Below are 16,335 nucleotides of genomic sequence, written 5' to 3'. Positions count from 1 at the left end.
AGTCTATCCACCAATTTGTCTTACAGTAAATGTCGTTTTAATTGGAAGTTTGGCTGCAGCTAATTGAAAAGCCTCTTTTGCCAATTCTTCTGTAACTCCATCCATCTCATACAGCACCTTTCCAGGTTGTATTTCAGCCACGTAATATTCAGGGCTTCCTTTTCCGTTTCCCATTCTAACTTCAGCCGGTTTTTGGGAAATTGGCTTGTCAGGAAAAATCCTAATCCAGATTCTTCCTCCTCTTTTAATATGTCTTGTCATTGCTCTACGAGCCGCTTCAATTTGACGTGATGTTAATCGTCCTCTTTCTATTGCTTTTAGACCGAATTCCCCAAAGCTAACTTTAGCTCCACGCGTCGCAATCCCTGTATTTCTTCCTTTTTGTTGCTTTCTATATTTAGTTCTAGCTGGCTGAAGCATTTATTTCTCCACAATTCATTTTTTATCAATTTTTTCAATATGCTCAATATAAGCAGAATTATCTTCTAATTCTGAATTTTTGCTATTGCTTTTCTCATTTCTTGAATCTGAAGAATTTATAAATGATAAAGAAGGTCGCTTATTGTGTTTCTTTTTTTCATTCTCTGAATTCGTATTTGTAGTCAAATGATTCACTTGATCGTCCTTACCAAGTAATTCACCCTTAAAAATCCATACTTTTATTCCTATTATCCCATAAGTAGTTTTGGCTTCCGATGTTCCATAATCAAGGTCCGCTCTCAACGTGTGAAGCGGAACTCTTCCTTCTCTATACCATTCAGTACGCGCAATCTCAATCCCATTCAATCTACCAGAACTCATGATTTTTATTCCTTGAGCGCCAAGTCTCATAGCATTTTGCATTGCACGTTTCATTGCTCTTCGAAACATTATCCTTTTTTCTAATTGCTGAGCAATATTATCAGCTATTAGTTGTGCATCAATTTCAGGCTTCCTAATTTCTTCTATATTTACATGTACGGGAACACCCATTCTTTTTTGTAGTTCACTACGCAATACTTCGATATCCTCACCTTTCTTACCAATAACAACACCTGGTCGAGAACTAAAAATTGTAATCCTAGCGTTCTTTGAAGGTCGCTCTATCAGAATCTTACCAACCGATGCATTTTTGAGTTTATTTGCCAGAAAATTTCTAACCTTTATGTCTTCATTGAGCATGGATGCGAAATTACTACTATTCGCATACCATCTTGATAACCAATTCTTATGCACAGACAATCTAAAGCCAGTTGGATTTATTTTTTGACCCATATTAGTTAGTGCCTTTTATAAATAGAGCCACTACCATCACTCAAAGTCAGCGATATATGGCAAGTCGGTTTTACAATTTTATTTCCACGTCCCTTAGCACGCGCGCTTGTTCTCTTCATAGATGTACCTTGATCAACCATTATTGACGAAATCTTAAGCTCATCAATATCGGCACCATCATTGTGTTCGGCATTAGCTATTGCAGACTCTAGCAACTTATGTATTAGCTCTGCGCCCTTTTTAGAGCTAAATGTTAATATGCTCAACGCTTTATCCACTGCTAGGCCTCTTATCTGATCAGCAACAAGGCGACACTTTTGTGCCGAGATTCTTGCACCACGTAATTTAGCAATTGTTTCCATTTTTATTTTCTAACGCTTAGTAACAATTTTCTTATCACCAGCATGTCCTTTAAAAGTGCGCGTTAATGAGAACTCCCCAAACTTATGGCCCACCATATTCTCAGTAACAAATATCGGTATATGCTGTTTTCCATTATGGACCGCTACAGTTAATCCAATGAAATCAGGCAATATCGTTGATCGCCTTGACCACGTTTTGATGGGGCGCTTATCATTCGTATTTCGCGCTTTTTCAATTTTTGTGACTAAATGAGCATCAACGAATGGCCCTTTTTTTACTGAACGCGGCATTTAATTACCCTTTCTTTGAATAACGATGACGAATTATCATCACATTTGTTCTTTTATTTTTACGAGTCCTATATCCCTTTGCAGGCACTCCCCATGGGCTTACGGGATGTCTCCCCGCCGATGTTCTACCTTCACCACCCCCATGAGGATGATCTATAGGATTCATTGCCACACCTCGAACAGTCGGTCTAATTCCACGCCATCTAACTGCGCCAGCCTTACCTATTGATCTTAAGCTATGCTCCGCATTACCTACCTCACCGATAGTAGCCCTACAATCTATATGCACTTTACGCACTTCACCTGAACGCAGTTTTATTTGCGCATAATTACCTTCCCTAGCTTGCAGTTGCACAAACGAACCTGCAGATCTAGCTAATTGAGCTCCTTTTCCAGGCAACAACTCAACACAATGAACTATAGTTCCCATTGGTATATTGCGTAGTGGCAATGTATCCCCAAGCTTAATTTGTGCTAATTTCCCACTCCCAATTTTCATGCCTACTACCAAACCTTTTGGCGCAATTATGTATTTTCTTTCTCCATCGCTATAACATACCAAAGCAATATTTGCTGATCTGTTAGGATCATATTCAATACGTTCTATCGTAGCGATAACGCCATCTTTATTGCGCTTAAAATCGATTACCCTATAGTGCTGTTTATGCCCTCCACCACGATGCCGTGTAGTAATATGTCCATGATGATTGCGACCAGCAGTTTTAGATTGCTTCTCAAGTAAGCCTTTATGAGGCTTTCCTTTGTATAACCCTTTATTTATTAATTTAACAACCGATCTGCGTCCGGGCGATGTGGGTTTTAATTTCACAAGCTGCATTACTTAGCCTCTATATTCGCAAAATTTGTAAAATTAAGCTCTTGCTCATTTTTAATACTCACAATAGCTTTTTTCCAATCAGATCTTTTTCCTACAAAACGTCCAAATCGCTTTTGCTTTCCTTTTACATTAATTGTCTGAACTTTTTCAACTTCAATTTTTTGCTCTTTCCATAGCAACTCTACAGCTCTCTTAATTTCCAGCTTAGTAGCATCCCTCGCCACGCGAAATATAGTTTGATTATTTTTCTCTCCCAGATAAGTTGATTTTTCTGAAATATGAGGTGCTAATATAATTTTTAACAAATGCCCCTGATTGATATTTTGACTACTCATGTAAGAAGCTCCTCTATTTTTTTCAGACCATCGCTTGTAACAAGTGTTTTTTTAAATTTTAAAAGACTGATCGGATCTATATTATTTACTTCAACCACTGCTACATTTGGAATGTTACGTGATGACAAATAAAGATTATTATCAATCTCATCAGTTATAATCATTACATTACTTAAGCCCAGATTCTCTAATTTCATCAACAATGCTTTAGTTTTATACGAATCTACGCAAAATGATTCAATAACAAGCAGTCTATTATCGCGAATTAGCTGTGACAATATAGAACTTATTCCAGCGCGATACATTTTTTTATTCAATTTTTTTCTAAAATTTTCCCCAGAGCTATTAGGAAAAATTTTTCCACCTCCACGCCAAATAGGACTTGAAGCCATACCAGCACGAGCTCTGCCCGTTCCTTTTTGCCGCCAAGGCTTACGAGTCGACTTAGCAATATCCGATCTACCTTTTTGCGCTCGAGTTGCAGTACGTGCGTTAGATAAATATGAAGTAACAACTTGATGAACGAGTGCTTCATTATAATTTCTCATAAAAAGCTCATCAGAAACAATTATGCTTGCTGTTTTCTGATCTTCATTGCCAATAAGCTCTATTTTCATTGCCCATTCACCTTACTTGTTTATATTTTGTCTTTATCAATTTATTTCTTTTCTTTTACGCTTGATCGAATTACTACATATCCATCTTTTGATCCTGGAATTGCACCTTTGACTAACAACAAATTTCTTTCACTATCAATTCGTAATATCTCAAGATTTTGTATAGTTCTTTTGACATTTCCCATATGCGCCGCCATACGTTTACCTGGAAAAATACGCCCTGGATCCTGTGCCATACCAATAGAGCCGGTTTTTTTATGCGCCTTTGAATTACCATGACTTGCTCTATTCGAAGAAAAGTTGTGCAACTTTATTGCCCCAGAAAAACCTTTTCCTATCGTAATCCCAGATATATCAACTTTCTGCCCTACTTTAAATATATCGCTTTTAATTTCCATTCCATTTTGGAATGAACCTAGAATAGAATCATCCTTTACTCTAAACTCTCTTATGATACTTCCAGCTATCACGCCAGCTTTAGCACAATGGCCTGCTGTTGGTTTATTCACCCTTGATATCTTTTTCTGACCAAACGATACTTGAGCTGCACAATAACCATTAGAAGAGGTTTTCTTTATCTGAGTTATACGATTACTGGCAACATCAATTACCGTTACCGGAAAAGCATCTCCATTTTCTGTAAAAATCCGCATCATACCAATTTTACGTCCAATTAATCCTAAACTCATTTCATCTCTCTTTCTAGGAGCGTTCTTATTTAATTTCTTAAAATAAAAAGTATATTAATTAATTATGAGTATTGTATTCTCATTTACAGCTTTATCTCTACATCAACGCCTGCAGGCAAATCTAACTTCATCAACGCATCTACTGTCTTATCTGTCGGATCTATTATATCCATTAACCTTAAATGCGTTCTAATTTCGAACTGATCACGCGAAGTCTTATTTACATGAGGCGAGCGCAACACATCAAAACGCTCAATTTTAGTGGGCAATGGAATTGGCCCTTTAACTACCGCCCCTGTTCGCTTTGCTGTCTCAACAATTTCTATAGCCGATTTATCTATCAAACGATAATCAAAAGCTTTGAGACGAATTCTGATTTTTTGATTTTGCATACACTCGTTCCTGAGTTAATAAGTTCAATATTTAATATTTAAAAACACCAAGCCAAATATTGAGCTTATTTTTCCTTACCTTCTCTCATATCACTCAATAATTTTAGCCACAACGCCTGCACCAACAGTTCTTCCACCTTCACGTATCGCAAAACGCAATCCGTCTTCCATCGCAATTGGCGCTATTAAGTTTACCGTCACCGAAACATTATCCCCAGGCATCACCATCTCTGTTCCCGCTGGCAACTCTATCGCTCCCGTCACATCTGTCGTTCTAAAATAAAATTGGGGACGATAGCCGGGAAAAAACGGAGTATGCCTTCCACCTTCTTCCTTACTTAATACATAAATCTCCGCCGTGAATTTAGTATGGGGTGATATGCTGCCCGGCTTCGCCAATACTTGGCCTCGCTCCACCTCTTCACGCTTCGTACCACGCAAAAGTATCCCCACGTTGTCTCCTGCCTGCCCTTGATCCAGAAGCTTACGAAACATTTCGACCCCCGTGCATACTGTCTTTAGTGTCGGCTTGAGACCCACTATCTCAATCTCTTCACCCACTTTGATTATGCCTCTCTCTACACGACCCGTTACAACAGTTCCGCGACCAGATATTGAAAATACATCTTCAACCGGCATAATAAAGGCACCGTCAATAGCACGCTCCGGTTGTGGAATATAACTATCTAGCGCATCTGCCAATTTCAGAATGGAAGCCTCACCAATATCACTTTGATCACCCTCAAGCGCTTTCAACGCCGATCCAACTATAATCGGCGTATCATCACCTGGAAAATCATATTTCGATAGCAGCTCACGTATCTCCATTTCCACCAACTCAATCAGCTCAGCATCATCAACCATGTCTGCTTTATTCATGTACACAATGATGTAAGGAACACCTACTTGGCGCGCCAACAAAATATGTTCTCGCGTCTGCGGCATCGGACCATCGGCTGCAGATACAACCAATATCGCTCCATCCATTTGGGCCGCTCCCGTAATCATATTCTTTACGTAATCCGCATGGCCCGGACAATCCACATGAGCATAATGACGCTTATCCGTCTCATATTCAACATGAGCTGTGTTTATGGTTATCCCACGCGCACGTTCTTCCGGCGCAGAATCAATTTGATCATAACTCTTCGCTTCTCCACCAAACTTCTTCGTCAATATCGTCGTAATTGCTGCCGTAAGCGTAGTCTTACCATGATCCACGTGCCCTATCGTTCCAACATTCACATGTGGCTTCGACCGCTCAAATTTACTCTTTGCCATGTCTTATCCCTTTACACTCTATTCAATTTCATTACTTCTTATTTATTATGGCTTCCGCCACATTCTTTGGCGCTTCTGAATAATGCTTAAACTCCATTGAATAAGTGGCTCTTCCTTGCGTTGCAGATCTTAAAGCTGTTGAATAACCAAACATTTCTGCAAGAGGCACTTCAGCTCGAATAACTTTAAAACCAGGAATATCTTCCATTCCTTGTATCATACCGCGCCTTGATGACAAATCTCCCACGACATTTCCCATAAAATCTTCCGGTGTTTCTACTTCCACAGCCATCATGGGTTCTAACAAAACTGGATTAGCTTTGCGCATACCATCCTTAAATGCTATTGATGCCGCCATTTTAAAGGCATTTTCATTTGAATCCACATCATGATACGAACCATCGAAAAGAGTAACCCTTACATCTACAACAGGATACCCCGCCAATACACCGCTTGGCAGCGTTTCCAACAATCCTTTTTCAACTGCCGGTATATATTCTCGCGGAACGGCACCGCCTTTGATTTCATCCACAAATTCAAAACCCTTTCCGGTCTCATTTGGCTCCATTCTTAACCAAACATGACCATATTGCCCACGCCCTCCCGACTGCTTTACAAACTTCCCCTCAATCTCGACTAATTTTCTTATCGCTTCACGATAAGCCACTTGTGGAGCTCCTACATTCGCTTCTACGCCAAACTCACGTTTCATGCGATCAACAATGATCTCAAGATGAAGTTCCCCCATCCCAGAAATGATTGTTTGCCCAGATTCCTCATCTGTTCTAACTCTAAATGATGGATCTTCTTGGGCCAACCTATTAAGCGCTATCCCCATTTTTTCCTGATCCATTTTTGTTTTTGGCTCAACTGCAACATGAATTACAGGTTCTGGGAAATCCATTCTTTCTAGAGTTATTACATTCTGAGAATCACATAATGTATCCCCAGTAACCACATCTTTCAAACCTACTGCTGCAGCAATATCTCCTGCCCGCACCTCTTTAATCTCTTCGCGCTGATTTGCATGCATTTGTAGTATTCTACCAATTCTTTCTTTTTTTCCTTTTATCGGGTTATAGACTGTATCGCCCGAAACCACAACGCCCGAGTACACCCTAAAAAAAATGAGCTGCCCTACGTACGGATCAGTTGCAATCTTAAACGCCAGCGCCGAAAAGGGCTCGTTATCATCAGCCCTCCTCTTATCAGGCTCACCACTTTCCTTTTCACCTTGCACCGCCAAGATATCTGTCGGTGAAGGCATATAATCTATGACTGCATCCAACATTGCCTGCACCCCTTTATTTTTAAAGGCGGTACCACACATCATTGGCACTATTTCATTGTTAATTGTACGCGCTCGCAAACCAATCTTTATTTCTGCAATATCCAGATCCCCATCCTCTAGATACTTGTTCATCAAGTCTTCATTAGCTTCAGCTGCTGACTCCAGCATTTTTTCACGCCACGCTTTCGCATCTACTTGCAAAGCTTCAGGAATATCACGCTCTTCAAACTTCATCCCTCTGCTTTCATCATCCCAGTAAATAGCTTTCATTTTAACCAAATCGACTACGCCTTCAAATTTATCTTCGGCCCCAATTGGTAGCTGGATTGGCACCGGAACCGCTTTAAGTCGCGTTTTAATCTGCTCATAAACACGCATAAAATTTGCTCCCGAGCGATCCATTTTATTCACAAATGCAAGTCGCGGAACTTGATATTTATTTGCTTGCCTCCAGACTGTTTCAGTCTGCGGCTGAACCCCTCCAACAGCACAAAAAACGGTACAAGCCCCATCCAACACTCGAAGTGAGCGTTCCACTTCGATAGTAAAATCGACGTGCCCTGGCGTATCAATGATATTAATTCTATGCTCAGGATAATTACCACCCATACCATTCCAGAAACATGTTGTAGCAGCCGATGTTATCGTAATGCCTCTTTCCTGCTCCTGCTCCATCCAATCCATTGTTGCTGCACCATCATGAACCTCGCCCAATTTATGTGATACGCCGGTATAAAATAATACACGCTCGGTAGTTGTTGTCTTGCCAGCATCAATATGTGCCATGATACCGATATTTCTATAACGCTCTATAGGAGTTTTTCTTGCCACAATTTAACGCCTTACGATATTCAATTAACGAATGAAGACTCTTTCAATTTATACAATCAGAATCTAAAATGCGAAAATGCTTTATTAGATTCTGCCATTCTATGCACTTCTTCACGTTTCTTAACTGCGCCCCCCCGACCTTCAGCCGCTTCAGTCAATTCATTTGCCAATCTCGCATCCATTGACTTCTCACTTCTTTTTCTTGCAGCATCTCTAAGCCACCTCATGGCCAGCGCATTACGCCTGACAGAGCGCACTTCAACAGGAACCTGATAGTTAGCACCACCTACTCGACGACTTTTCACCTCTACAATCGGCCGCACATTGGTCAGTGCTTGCGTGAAAACCTCAAGCGGATCATTTCCAGTTTTTTTCCCGATATGCTCTAGCGCGCCATAAATAATTCTTTCTGCCACAGACTTTTTACCTCGCGTCATAAGAACATTAACAAATTTTGCTAACTCTACATTGTGATATTTTGGATCCGGCAAAATTTCCCGCTTTGGAACTTCTCTACGTCTTGGCATTATACAACCTCATCAGATTTATTACTTTTCCGCTTGCTTTTTACTATTTAAAAATACTCATTATTATTTAATAAGCTTGTGTCACATACATCAAAAATACTAGGCAGTTTTGGGCTTCTTAGAACCATATTTTGACCTTCCCTGCTTACGATCTTTAACGCCTGCCGTGTCCAAGCTTCCCCTTACTGTGTGATACCGAACGCCCGGCAAATCTTTAACACGCCCTCCACGAATCAGCACAACCGAGTGCTCTTGAAGGTTATGTCCTTCACCGCCAATATAACTTGAAACTTCAAATCCATTAGTCAATCTCACTCTCGCTACTTTGCGCAACGCAGAATTTGGTTTCTTTGGCGTTGTTGTATATACCCTCGTACACACCCCTCGCTTTTGCGGACTATTCTCCAATGCAGGGACGGTACTTTTAACCCGCTTAGCTATACGCGGCTTTCGAACTAACTGACTTATTGTCGGCATTTCTATGTCCTAAAAAACTGCGACGGCTTTTAAGCCGTCCACAACGAACCTATTGCTGAATTTTATTTTTACTAATAACGTAAAAACTAATTACTATTACTTGTCATCTTCATTTTCACAAAAGGGAAGATGCATCAAAAAAGAGAGCGGATTCTATTGGGTTTATATTTTTGTGTCAAGATAAACATCGTTTGCAGATGGCATCATTTTACCAGCATCTTACTATGCCTTACCATTCATTTTTTATATGATATAAAGAATCAACGGTCTCTATTAATCTCTAAAGTTATGAAACTGCAATGGAAAATTATCAATAGTTTTTTTTATTAATTTTATCACTTCCTGCAATACATCTTTCTTTGCACCGGTCACGCGCACCACCTCCCCTTGGATACTGGCTTGCACTTTGAGCTTACTATCTTTAATATCTTTTATTATTTTTTTAGCCAGTTCTGTTTCCACCCCGGTTTTAACCGTTACTAATTGCTTTACTTTGTTCCCGCTTATTTTATCAATCCGCCCCTTATCCAGACATCGTACATCTATACCCCGTTTTGTCAATTTAGTTCTAAGGATATCTAAAACTTGCTCCAATTTAAATTCATCATCCGCGAATATCGTTAATTGATAATCAGCTTGCTCCACTCTCGCATCCGAGCCTTTAAAGTCAAAACGAGCATTTACTTCCTTATTAACTTGATCAGCTACATTTTTGACTTCCTGCTTATCAACTTCCGAAACTATATCAAATGTTGGCATTTTATTACGATCAAATGAGTAAATAATCTTGATTCTTACATATACTGTCGCGCATTCATGTCCCAGCCTGATCTTTCAATTAAATTAAACCGACCGACGTTTGGCTGCAATACGCAACCTCAAGGCGTTAAGTTTAATGAATCCTGCCGCATCTCCCTGATTGTAAACTCCGGCATCATCTTCAAATGTTGCAATATTTGAATCAAATAATGAATCAGCAGGAGAATCTCTACCAACTACAGTGATATTTCCTTTATACAACTTCAATCTCACCCATCCGTTTACTCTTTCCTGACTCTCATCTATCATGACTTGCAGCATTCTGCGCTCCGGGCTCCACCAATAACCATTGTAAATTAGTTCAGCGTAACGCGGCATTAAATCATCTTTTAAATGAGCAACCTCTCGATCCAAAGTAATTGATTCCATTGCACGATGTGCACGCAGTAAAATGGATCCTCCAGGGGTCTCATAGCACCCTCGCGATTTCATACCAACGTACCGATTTTCCACTAAATCTAATCTGCCAATCCCATGCTTACCACCCAGCCTATTAAGCTTTTCTAATACCCCGGCTGGCGATAATTCAACACCATTTAATGCGACAACATCTCCGCACCTAAACTCCACATCTAAATACTCAGGTACATCCGGTGCTTTTTCAGGTGACACACTCCACCGCCACATTGACTCTTCCGGCTCAACCGCAGGATCCTCGAGCACTCTCCCTTCATAGGAAATATGTAGTAAATTCGCATCCATACTATAAGGTGAACCAGTCTTTTTTTTCATCTCAACCGGAATATTATGTTGCTCGGCATATTGCAGCAATTTTTCTCTGGAAGTTAAATTCCATTCGCGCCAAGGTGCAATTACCTGGATATCCGGCTGTAATGCATAATATCCCAGTTCAAAACGCACCTGATCATTCCCTTTCCCCGTAGCACCATGGGAAACCGCATCGGCACCAGTTTCTTTGGCAATTTCAATTTGCCGCTTTGCAATTAATGGGCGCGCAATACTTGTACCCAGCAAATACTCTCCTTCGTAGATCGTATTGGCCCGAAACATAGGAAAAACAAAATCACGCACGAACTCTTCACGCAAATCATCAATGTAAATTTCCTTGACCCCAAGCTGCTTTGCTTTAGCGCGCGCCGGCTCAACTTCTTCGCCTTGCCCAATATCAGCAGTAAATGTCACCACCTCACATTGATAGGTATCTTGCAACCATTTCAAGATAACTGATGTGTCCAATCCTCCCGAGAACGCCAAAACTGCTTTATTTATCTTTCTCATTATTCTTTCATACCACGTTTTTATATAGCGAATTCAAGCAAATAAATATACTCATTAAAAATCTAAAATTCCCTTTTTATATTCCAATGCTTATTTTACCCAGTAGCAAATATTCCATGAGCGCCTTTTGCGTATGAAGCCGGTTTTCAGCCTCATCCCATACTACCGATTGAGGCCCATCCAAAACTTCGGCACTCACTTCTTCTCCACGATGTGCTGGCAAACAGTGCATAAATAACGCATCTGATTTAGCCAAAGACATCATTTCCTTATTGACACAAAATGCAGCAAAATCATTTTTTCTTTGCTCAACTTCTTCCTCGAATCCCATACTTGTCCATACATCTGTTGTAACAAGATCCGCACTCATTACAGCTTCACGAGGATTTGTATAGATTTCATAATGCGCAGTACCATTTAATCCTATCCGCTCAGGATCAATATCATATCCTGGCGGTGTCGAGACATGCACTTGAAAATTAAAAATTTCAGCCGCTTGCAACCATGTATTGCACATATTGTTGGAATCACCGATCCACGCTACGGTTTTTTCTTCTATGCTGCCTCTGCATTCGATATAAGTAAAAATATCGCTCATGATTTGGCATGGATGATATTCATCAGTTAACCCATTGATTACTGGAACTCTCGAATTCTCAGCAAAGCGCTTAATCGTGTCATGTTGATAAGTTCGAATCATAATCAGATCAACCATGCGCGAAATCACTCGTGCAGCATCTTCTACAGGTTCCCCACGCCCTAGCTGTGTATCCCGTGTTGACAGGTAAATGGCCGCGCCACCCAACTGATGCATACCCGCTTCAAATGATAACCGTGTACGCGTCGAATTTTTGTCAAAAATCATTGCCAATGTTCGATCATTCAATGGCCAATATTGCCGGTATTGTTTGAATTCCTTTTTTATCCAGCGCGCACGTTCAAACAAATATTCATATTCATCGCGGCAGAAATCGTTAAATTGCAGAAAATGCTTAAATTGCATAATAAAATAAATAACCAGTCAGTTATTACATAGATGCAAGCTGATTAGTTATTAAAAAACTCCCTTATTAATGAGCAAGTAATATCAACCACTTGTTCAGCTTCGTTTTGCTGCATCACAAATGCAGGCAGCAATCGCACCACTTTATCAGATGTTACATTAATCAATAATTTTTTTTCCAAGGCTTTCTGGACCAACTCAACACAAGGCACTGAAAGCTCAACACCTATGATCAAACCCTGGCCTCTGATCTGCACGACTCCGGCAACGTCAGCCAGCTGATTTTTCAGTTTTTCACGTATAAAATTACCTAATTCGGTAACATGATCAAGAAGATTTTCATCCGCAATTACATTGAGGGTTTCAATTCCAGCAGCGCAAGCCAGCGGATTCCCTCCAAAGGTAGAAGCGTGATTGCCCGGTTTGAAAACTTCCGCAGCCACACCTCTAGCCAGACAAGCACCGATCGGAACCCCTCCCGCCAAACCCTTAGCCAGCGTTATTACATCCGGCATGATATGGCTATGCTGAAACGCGAACCACTTACCACTACGTCCGATCCCAGACTGTATTTCATCCAGCATCAAAAGCCATCCATTCTGATCGCATAAATCGCGCAATTTCCGTAAATAATACACTTCTGGAATATTAACCCCACCCTCACCCTGAAAAGGCTCCACCAGCACTGCCACAACATCCTTATTGTTAGCAGCAACTTGCGTGATCGCCTCCATGCTGTTATAGGGAACACGCACAAATCCCGACAACAGAGGTTCAAATCCTGCTTGCACCTTACGATTTCCGCTAGCTGTCAAGGTTGCCATGGTACGTCCATGAAATGAACGCTCCATTACTACAATGGTGGGCAAGGAAATTCCTTTATTATGCCCATGCAAGCGAGCTAGCTTTATTGCCGCCTCATTCGCTTCTGCTCCAGAATTGCAAAAGAATACATTATCCATTCCTGATAGTTCGACCAGACGATCAGCCAATCGCCCCTGCTTCTGAATACCATAAAGATTAGAGGTATGGATTAACGTTCCGGCTTGTTCACAAATAGCTTTAGTCAATCTTGGATGACAATGCCCCAATCCACACACAGCAACACCGGCCAACGCATCCAAATACCGCTCGCCACGATCATCCCACAACCACACTCCGTCGCCTTTTACAAAGGTGACGGGTAACCGCGAATAAGTATTCATCAAATTAGACACAGCACCACACTCACATTCAGTTTAATTTTAGCTGGAAGATTCAATTATGTGTCCTAACTTAATCCAACATATAAAGTAAGAAAAACTTGGAAAAACTATTATGTTTACTTATTTAATTTCCTTTTTCAAGCTTTTTTCTCCAATGATTGGCTTATTTTTGCAATTTTACACTGCAAAGAACTAAGAAATTATGACAGCATGTTAGAATGTCAAAGTTTATACATTTTCTTATATTAAACCTTAAGAAGATACACCTCTGCATCATAACCCGCTGTTCTCACAAAAATCATAAGATATGAATCAATTCGCCAAGGAAACCCTGCCCATCAGTCTTGAAGAAGAAATGCGGCGTTCCTACCTTGATTACGCGATGAGTGTGATTGTAGGTCGTGCCTTGCCTGATGTTCGTGACGGCTTGAAACCGGTTCACCGGCGCGTATTATTTGCCATGCATGAACTCTCCAACGACTGGAACAGACCATACAAAAAGTCTGCACGTATTGTCGGTGATGTCATTGGTAAATACCATCCTCACGGTGATACCGCCGTTTATGACACTATTGTACGCATGGCACAGGATTTCTCGCTGCGCTATATGCTCATTGATGGGCAAGGCAACTTCGGTTCAGTAGATGGTGATAACGCGGCGGCCATGCGTTATACCGAGATTCGCATGTCACGCATCGCCCATGAACTGCTAGTTGATCTTGACAAGGAAACAGTGGATTTCGGTCCCAACTATGATGACTCCGAGAAAGAGCCTCTAATTCTGCCGGCGAAAATCCCCAATCTGCTGATCAACGGCTCATCTGGTATCGCCGTGGGTATGGCAACCAATATTCCGCCACACAACCTCAGCGAAGTAGTAGAAGCCTGCCTAGCTCTGCTCAAGAATTCGAATATCAGCATCGATGAGCTTATTGATCTAATACCGGCGCCAGATTTTCCCACTGCCGGCATTATTTATGGTGTAAATGGCGTACGAGACGGCTACCGTACGGGCCGCGGCCGTGTTGTTATGCGAGCACGCACGCACTTCGAAGATCTGGAGAAAGGCAACCGTCAATCTATCATCATTGACGAATTACCCTATCAAGTTAACAAAGCAAACTTACTTATCCGTATCGGAGAGTTGGTTCGCGATAAAAAAATCGAAGGCATCTCCGATTTACGTGACGAATCCGACAAATCCGGCATGCGCGTCGTTATTGAACTGAAACGTGGGGAAATGCCCGAGGTCATTCTGAACAACTTGTATAAAGAAACACAAATGCAAGATACGTTTGGTATGAACATGGTCGCCTTGCTCGACGGTCAGCCACGATTGTTAAATTTAAAGCAGATTCTAGATGCTTTTCTACGTCATCGTCGCGAAGTGGTCACGCGCCGCACAGTATTCGAGCTGAAAAAAGCTCGGGAACGCGGCCATTTACTTGAAGGTCTGGCAGTCGCACTGTCGAATGTTGATGAAATCATCGCCTTGATCAAGGCTGCACCGACCCCGGCTGATGCCAAAGAAGCGCTAATGGCAAAAGCCTGGCATTCCCAATTGGTTGAAGAAATGCTAACGCGCGCAATGGCGGACGCTAATGCACTACGTCCGGAAGGTCTGGATGACATGTTCGGACTAAAAGCGCAAGGCTATCATTTATCTGATGCCCAGGCACAAGCCATTCTGGAATTACGTTTGCAACGCCTCACTGGTCTGGAACAGGAAAAGATTGTTCATGAGTATAAAGATGTCATTGAAAAGATTATTGACTATCTCGATATTCTGGCAAACCCAGAGCGCATCACTCAAATCATTACCGAAGAGCTGGATGCAATCAAACAACAATTCGGTGACAAACGCCGCAGCGAGATCGTTGTCGACACGCAAGATTTAAGCATGGAAGATTTGATCACACCGGCAGATGTCGTTGTTACACTGTCGCATACCGGCTATATCAAGTCCCAATTGCTGGATGATTACCGCGCACAAAAACGTGGCGGACGTGGCAAGCTGGCAACCAGTACCAAGGAAGATGACTTTATTGACAAATTGTTCATTGCCAACACGCATGATTACATCCTGTGCTTTTCAAGCTTGGGGCGTGTGTATTGGATCAAAGTTTATGAAGTACCGCAAGGTGGCCGGCAGTCCCGTGGAAAGCCGATTATCAACTGGGTGCAATTGGAAGAAGGCGAAAAGATCAATGCGATTCTACCGGTCAAAACCTTTGATGAAAACCGCTTTGTCTTTATGGCAACATCTTTCGGCACAGTCAAAAAAACACCCTTATCGGAATTCTCCCGCCCGCGCAATAATGGCATTATTGCAATCGGACTGGATGAAGGCGACTTTCTCATTGGCGTTGAATTAACTGAAGGCAAACATGATGTGATGCTGTTCTCAGACAACGGCAAGGCCATGCGCTTCAGCGAAAATGACGTGCGTCCGATGGGACGTACCGCTCGTGGAGTGCGTGGCATGAAATTGGGTCCAGGACATAAGGTCATATCAATGCTAGTCGCTGAAAATGAAGATCTCGCAGTATTAACAGCCACTGAGAATGGTTACGGAAAACGTACCCCGATCAGCGAATACACACGCCATAACCGCGGCACGCAAGGTATGATTGCAATTATTACCAGCGCACGTAACGGCAAGGTTGTCACGGCAAAACTGGTAAAACCGGATGACGAAATCATGCTGATCACTTCCGGCGGCGTATTAATCCGTACCCGTGTTAACGAAGTACGCGAAATGAGTCGGGCCACGCAAGGCGTTACTTTAATCAACTTGGATGCGGGTGAGAAACTGGCCGGCCTGGAACGCGTGGTGGAAAGCGAAGACGATGATGGTGACTGTTAATAACTAACCTAAAATTAA

The 16,335-nt window shown here is 41.6% G+C and carries 18 protein-coding genes; 1 reads left to right on the top strand and 17 read right to left on the bottom strand.

Annotated elements, in window-relative coordinates; translation table 11 throughout:
- Positions 1–3: 3 nt before the first annotated feature.
- From rplP to CPG39_RS13845, 17 genes are all read right to left on the bottom strand, one after another.
- A complete protein-coding gene (rplP, locus tag CPG39_RS13925; RefSeq protein WP_013647112.1) occupies positions 4–420 on the bottom strand; it encodes a 50S ribosomal protein L16 in 417 nt (138 codons plus the stop codon).
- Positions 421–435: 15 nt separating this feature from the next.
- Positions 436–1,254: a 30S ribosomal protein S3 gene (gene rpsC, locus CPG39_RS13920; protein ID WP_096294141.1), complete on the bottom strand. Its 819-nt coding sequence runs from the start codon at positions 1,252–1,254 to the stop codon at positions 436–438.
- Between the two features lie 5 nt (positions 1,255–1,259).
- Entirely contained in the window at positions 1,260–1,616 is a 357-nt protein-coding gene (gene rplV, locus CPG39_RS13915) for a 50S ribosomal protein L22 (protein WP_096294140.1), read from the bottom strand.
- Between the two features lie 9 nt (positions 1,617–1,625).
- Positions 1,626–1,907, bottom strand: coding sequence for a 30S ribosomal protein S19 (rpsS, locus tag CPG39_RS13910; RefSeq protein WP_013647109.1), 282 nt, complete (start codon positions 1,905–1,907; stop codon positions 1,626–1,628).
- A gap of 4 nt (positions 1,908–1,911) precedes the next feature.
- Complete coding sequence (gene rplB, locus CPG39_RS13905; RefSeq protein WP_096294139.1) at positions 1,912–2,745, bottom strand: 50S ribosomal protein L2; 834 nt, start codon at positions 2,743–2,745, stop codon at positions 1,912–1,914.
- Positions 2,745–3,080 (bottom strand): 50S ribosomal protein L23, encoded by a 336-nt coding sequence (gene rplW, locus CPG39_RS13900; RefSeq protein ID WP_096294138.1) that lies wholly within the window; start codon positions 3,078–3,080, stop codon positions 2,745–2,747. Before rplW ends, rplB begins: the two co-directional genes overlap by 1 nt.
- Positions 3,077–3,697: a 50S ribosomal protein L4 gene (rplD, locus tag CPG39_RS13895; protein WP_096294137.1), complete on the bottom strand. Its 621-nt coding sequence runs from the start codon at positions 3,695–3,697 to the stop codon at positions 3,077–3,079. Before rplD ends, rplW begins: the two co-directional genes overlap by 4 nt.
- 41 nt (positions 3,698–3,738) lie before the next feature.
- Positions 3,739–4,386, bottom strand: a complete 648-nt coding sequence (gene rplC / locus CPG39_RS13890; RefSeq protein WP_096294136.1) for a 50S ribosomal protein L3 — start codon at positions 4,384–4,386, stop codon at positions 3,739–3,741.
- A gap of 83 nt (positions 4,387–4,469) precedes the next feature.
- The gene (rpsJ, locus tag CPG39_RS13885; protein ID WP_013647104.1) at positions 4,470–4,778 is read right to left on the bottom strand and encodes a 30S ribosomal protein S10; all 309 of its coding nucleotides are present in this window, start codon (positions 4,776–4,778) and stop codon (positions 4,470–4,472) included.
- A gap of 90 nt (positions 4,779–4,868) precedes the next feature.
- Positions 4,869–6,059: an elongation factor Tu gene (gene tuf / locus CPG39_RS13880; protein ID WP_013647103.1), complete on the bottom strand. Its 1,191-nt coding sequence runs from the start codon at positions 6,057–6,059 to the stop codon at positions 4,869–4,871.
- A gap of 31 nt (positions 6,060–6,090) precedes the next feature.
- A complete protein-coding gene (gene fusA, locus CPG39_RS13875) occupies positions 6,091–8,181 on the bottom strand; it encodes an elongation factor G (RefSeq protein WP_096294135.1) in 2,091 nt (696 codons plus the stop codon).
- A gap of 56 nt (positions 8,182–8,237) precedes the next feature.
- Complete coding sequence (gene rpsG / locus CPG39_RS13870; protein ID WP_013647101.1) at positions 8,238–8,708, bottom strand: 30S ribosomal protein S7; 471 nt, start codon at positions 8,706–8,708, stop codon at positions 8,238–8,240.
- Positions 8,709–8,807: 99 nt separating this feature from the next.
- On the bottom strand, positions 8,808–9,185 hold the full coding sequence (gene rpsL / locus CPG39_RS13865) for a 30S ribosomal protein S12 (RefSeq protein WP_013647100.1): 378 nt from the start codon (positions 9,183–9,185) through the stop codon (positions 8,808–8,810).
- Between the two features lie 273 nt (positions 9,186–9,458).
- Positions 9,459–9,944 (bottom strand): YajQ family cyclic di-GMP-binding protein, encoded by a 486-nt coding sequence (locus CPG39_RS13860; protein ID WP_096294134.1) that lies wholly within the window; start codon positions 9,942–9,944, stop codon positions 9,459–9,461.
- 84 nt (positions 9,945–10,028) lie between these two features.
- Positions 10,029–11,243, bottom strand: a complete 1,215-nt coding sequence (locus CPG39_RS13855) for an argininosuccinate synthase (protein WP_096294133.1) — start codon at positions 11,241–11,243, stop codon at positions 10,029–10,031.
- Positions 11,244–11,319: 76 nt separating this feature from the next.
- The gene (argF, locus tag CPG39_RS13850; RefSeq protein WP_096294132.1) at positions 11,320–12,246 is read right to left on the bottom strand and encodes an ornithine carbamoyltransferase; all 927 of its coding nucleotides are present in this window, start codon (positions 12,244–12,246) and stop codon (positions 11,320–11,322) included.
- 44 nt (positions 12,247–12,290) lie between these two features.
- Complete coding sequence (locus CPG39_RS13845; protein WP_096294131.1) at positions 12,291–13,451, bottom strand: aspartate aminotransferase family protein; 1,161 nt, start codon at positions 13,449–13,451, stop codon at positions 12,291–12,293.
- 307 nt (positions 13,452–13,758) lie between these two features.
- Between CPG39_RS13845 and gyrA the strand changes: the two genes are divergently transcribed.
- Positions 13,759–16,317: a DNA gyrase subunit A gene (gyrA, locus tag CPG39_RS13840; RefSeq protein ID WP_096294130.1), complete on the top strand. Its 2,559-nt coding sequence runs from the start codon at positions 13,759–13,761 to the stop codon at positions 16,315–16,317.
- Positions 16,318–16,335 lie beyond the last annotated feature (18 nt).

Source organism: Nitrosomonas ureae (genome assembly GCF_900206265.1).
Lineage (GTDB): Bacteria > Pseudomonadota > Gammaproteobacteria > Burkholderiales > Nitrosomonadaceae > Nitrosomonas > Nitrosomonas ureae_C.
The sequence above is the reverse complement of the archived record's forward strand: the minus strand, read 5'-3'. Positions and strand labels throughout refer to the sequence as shown.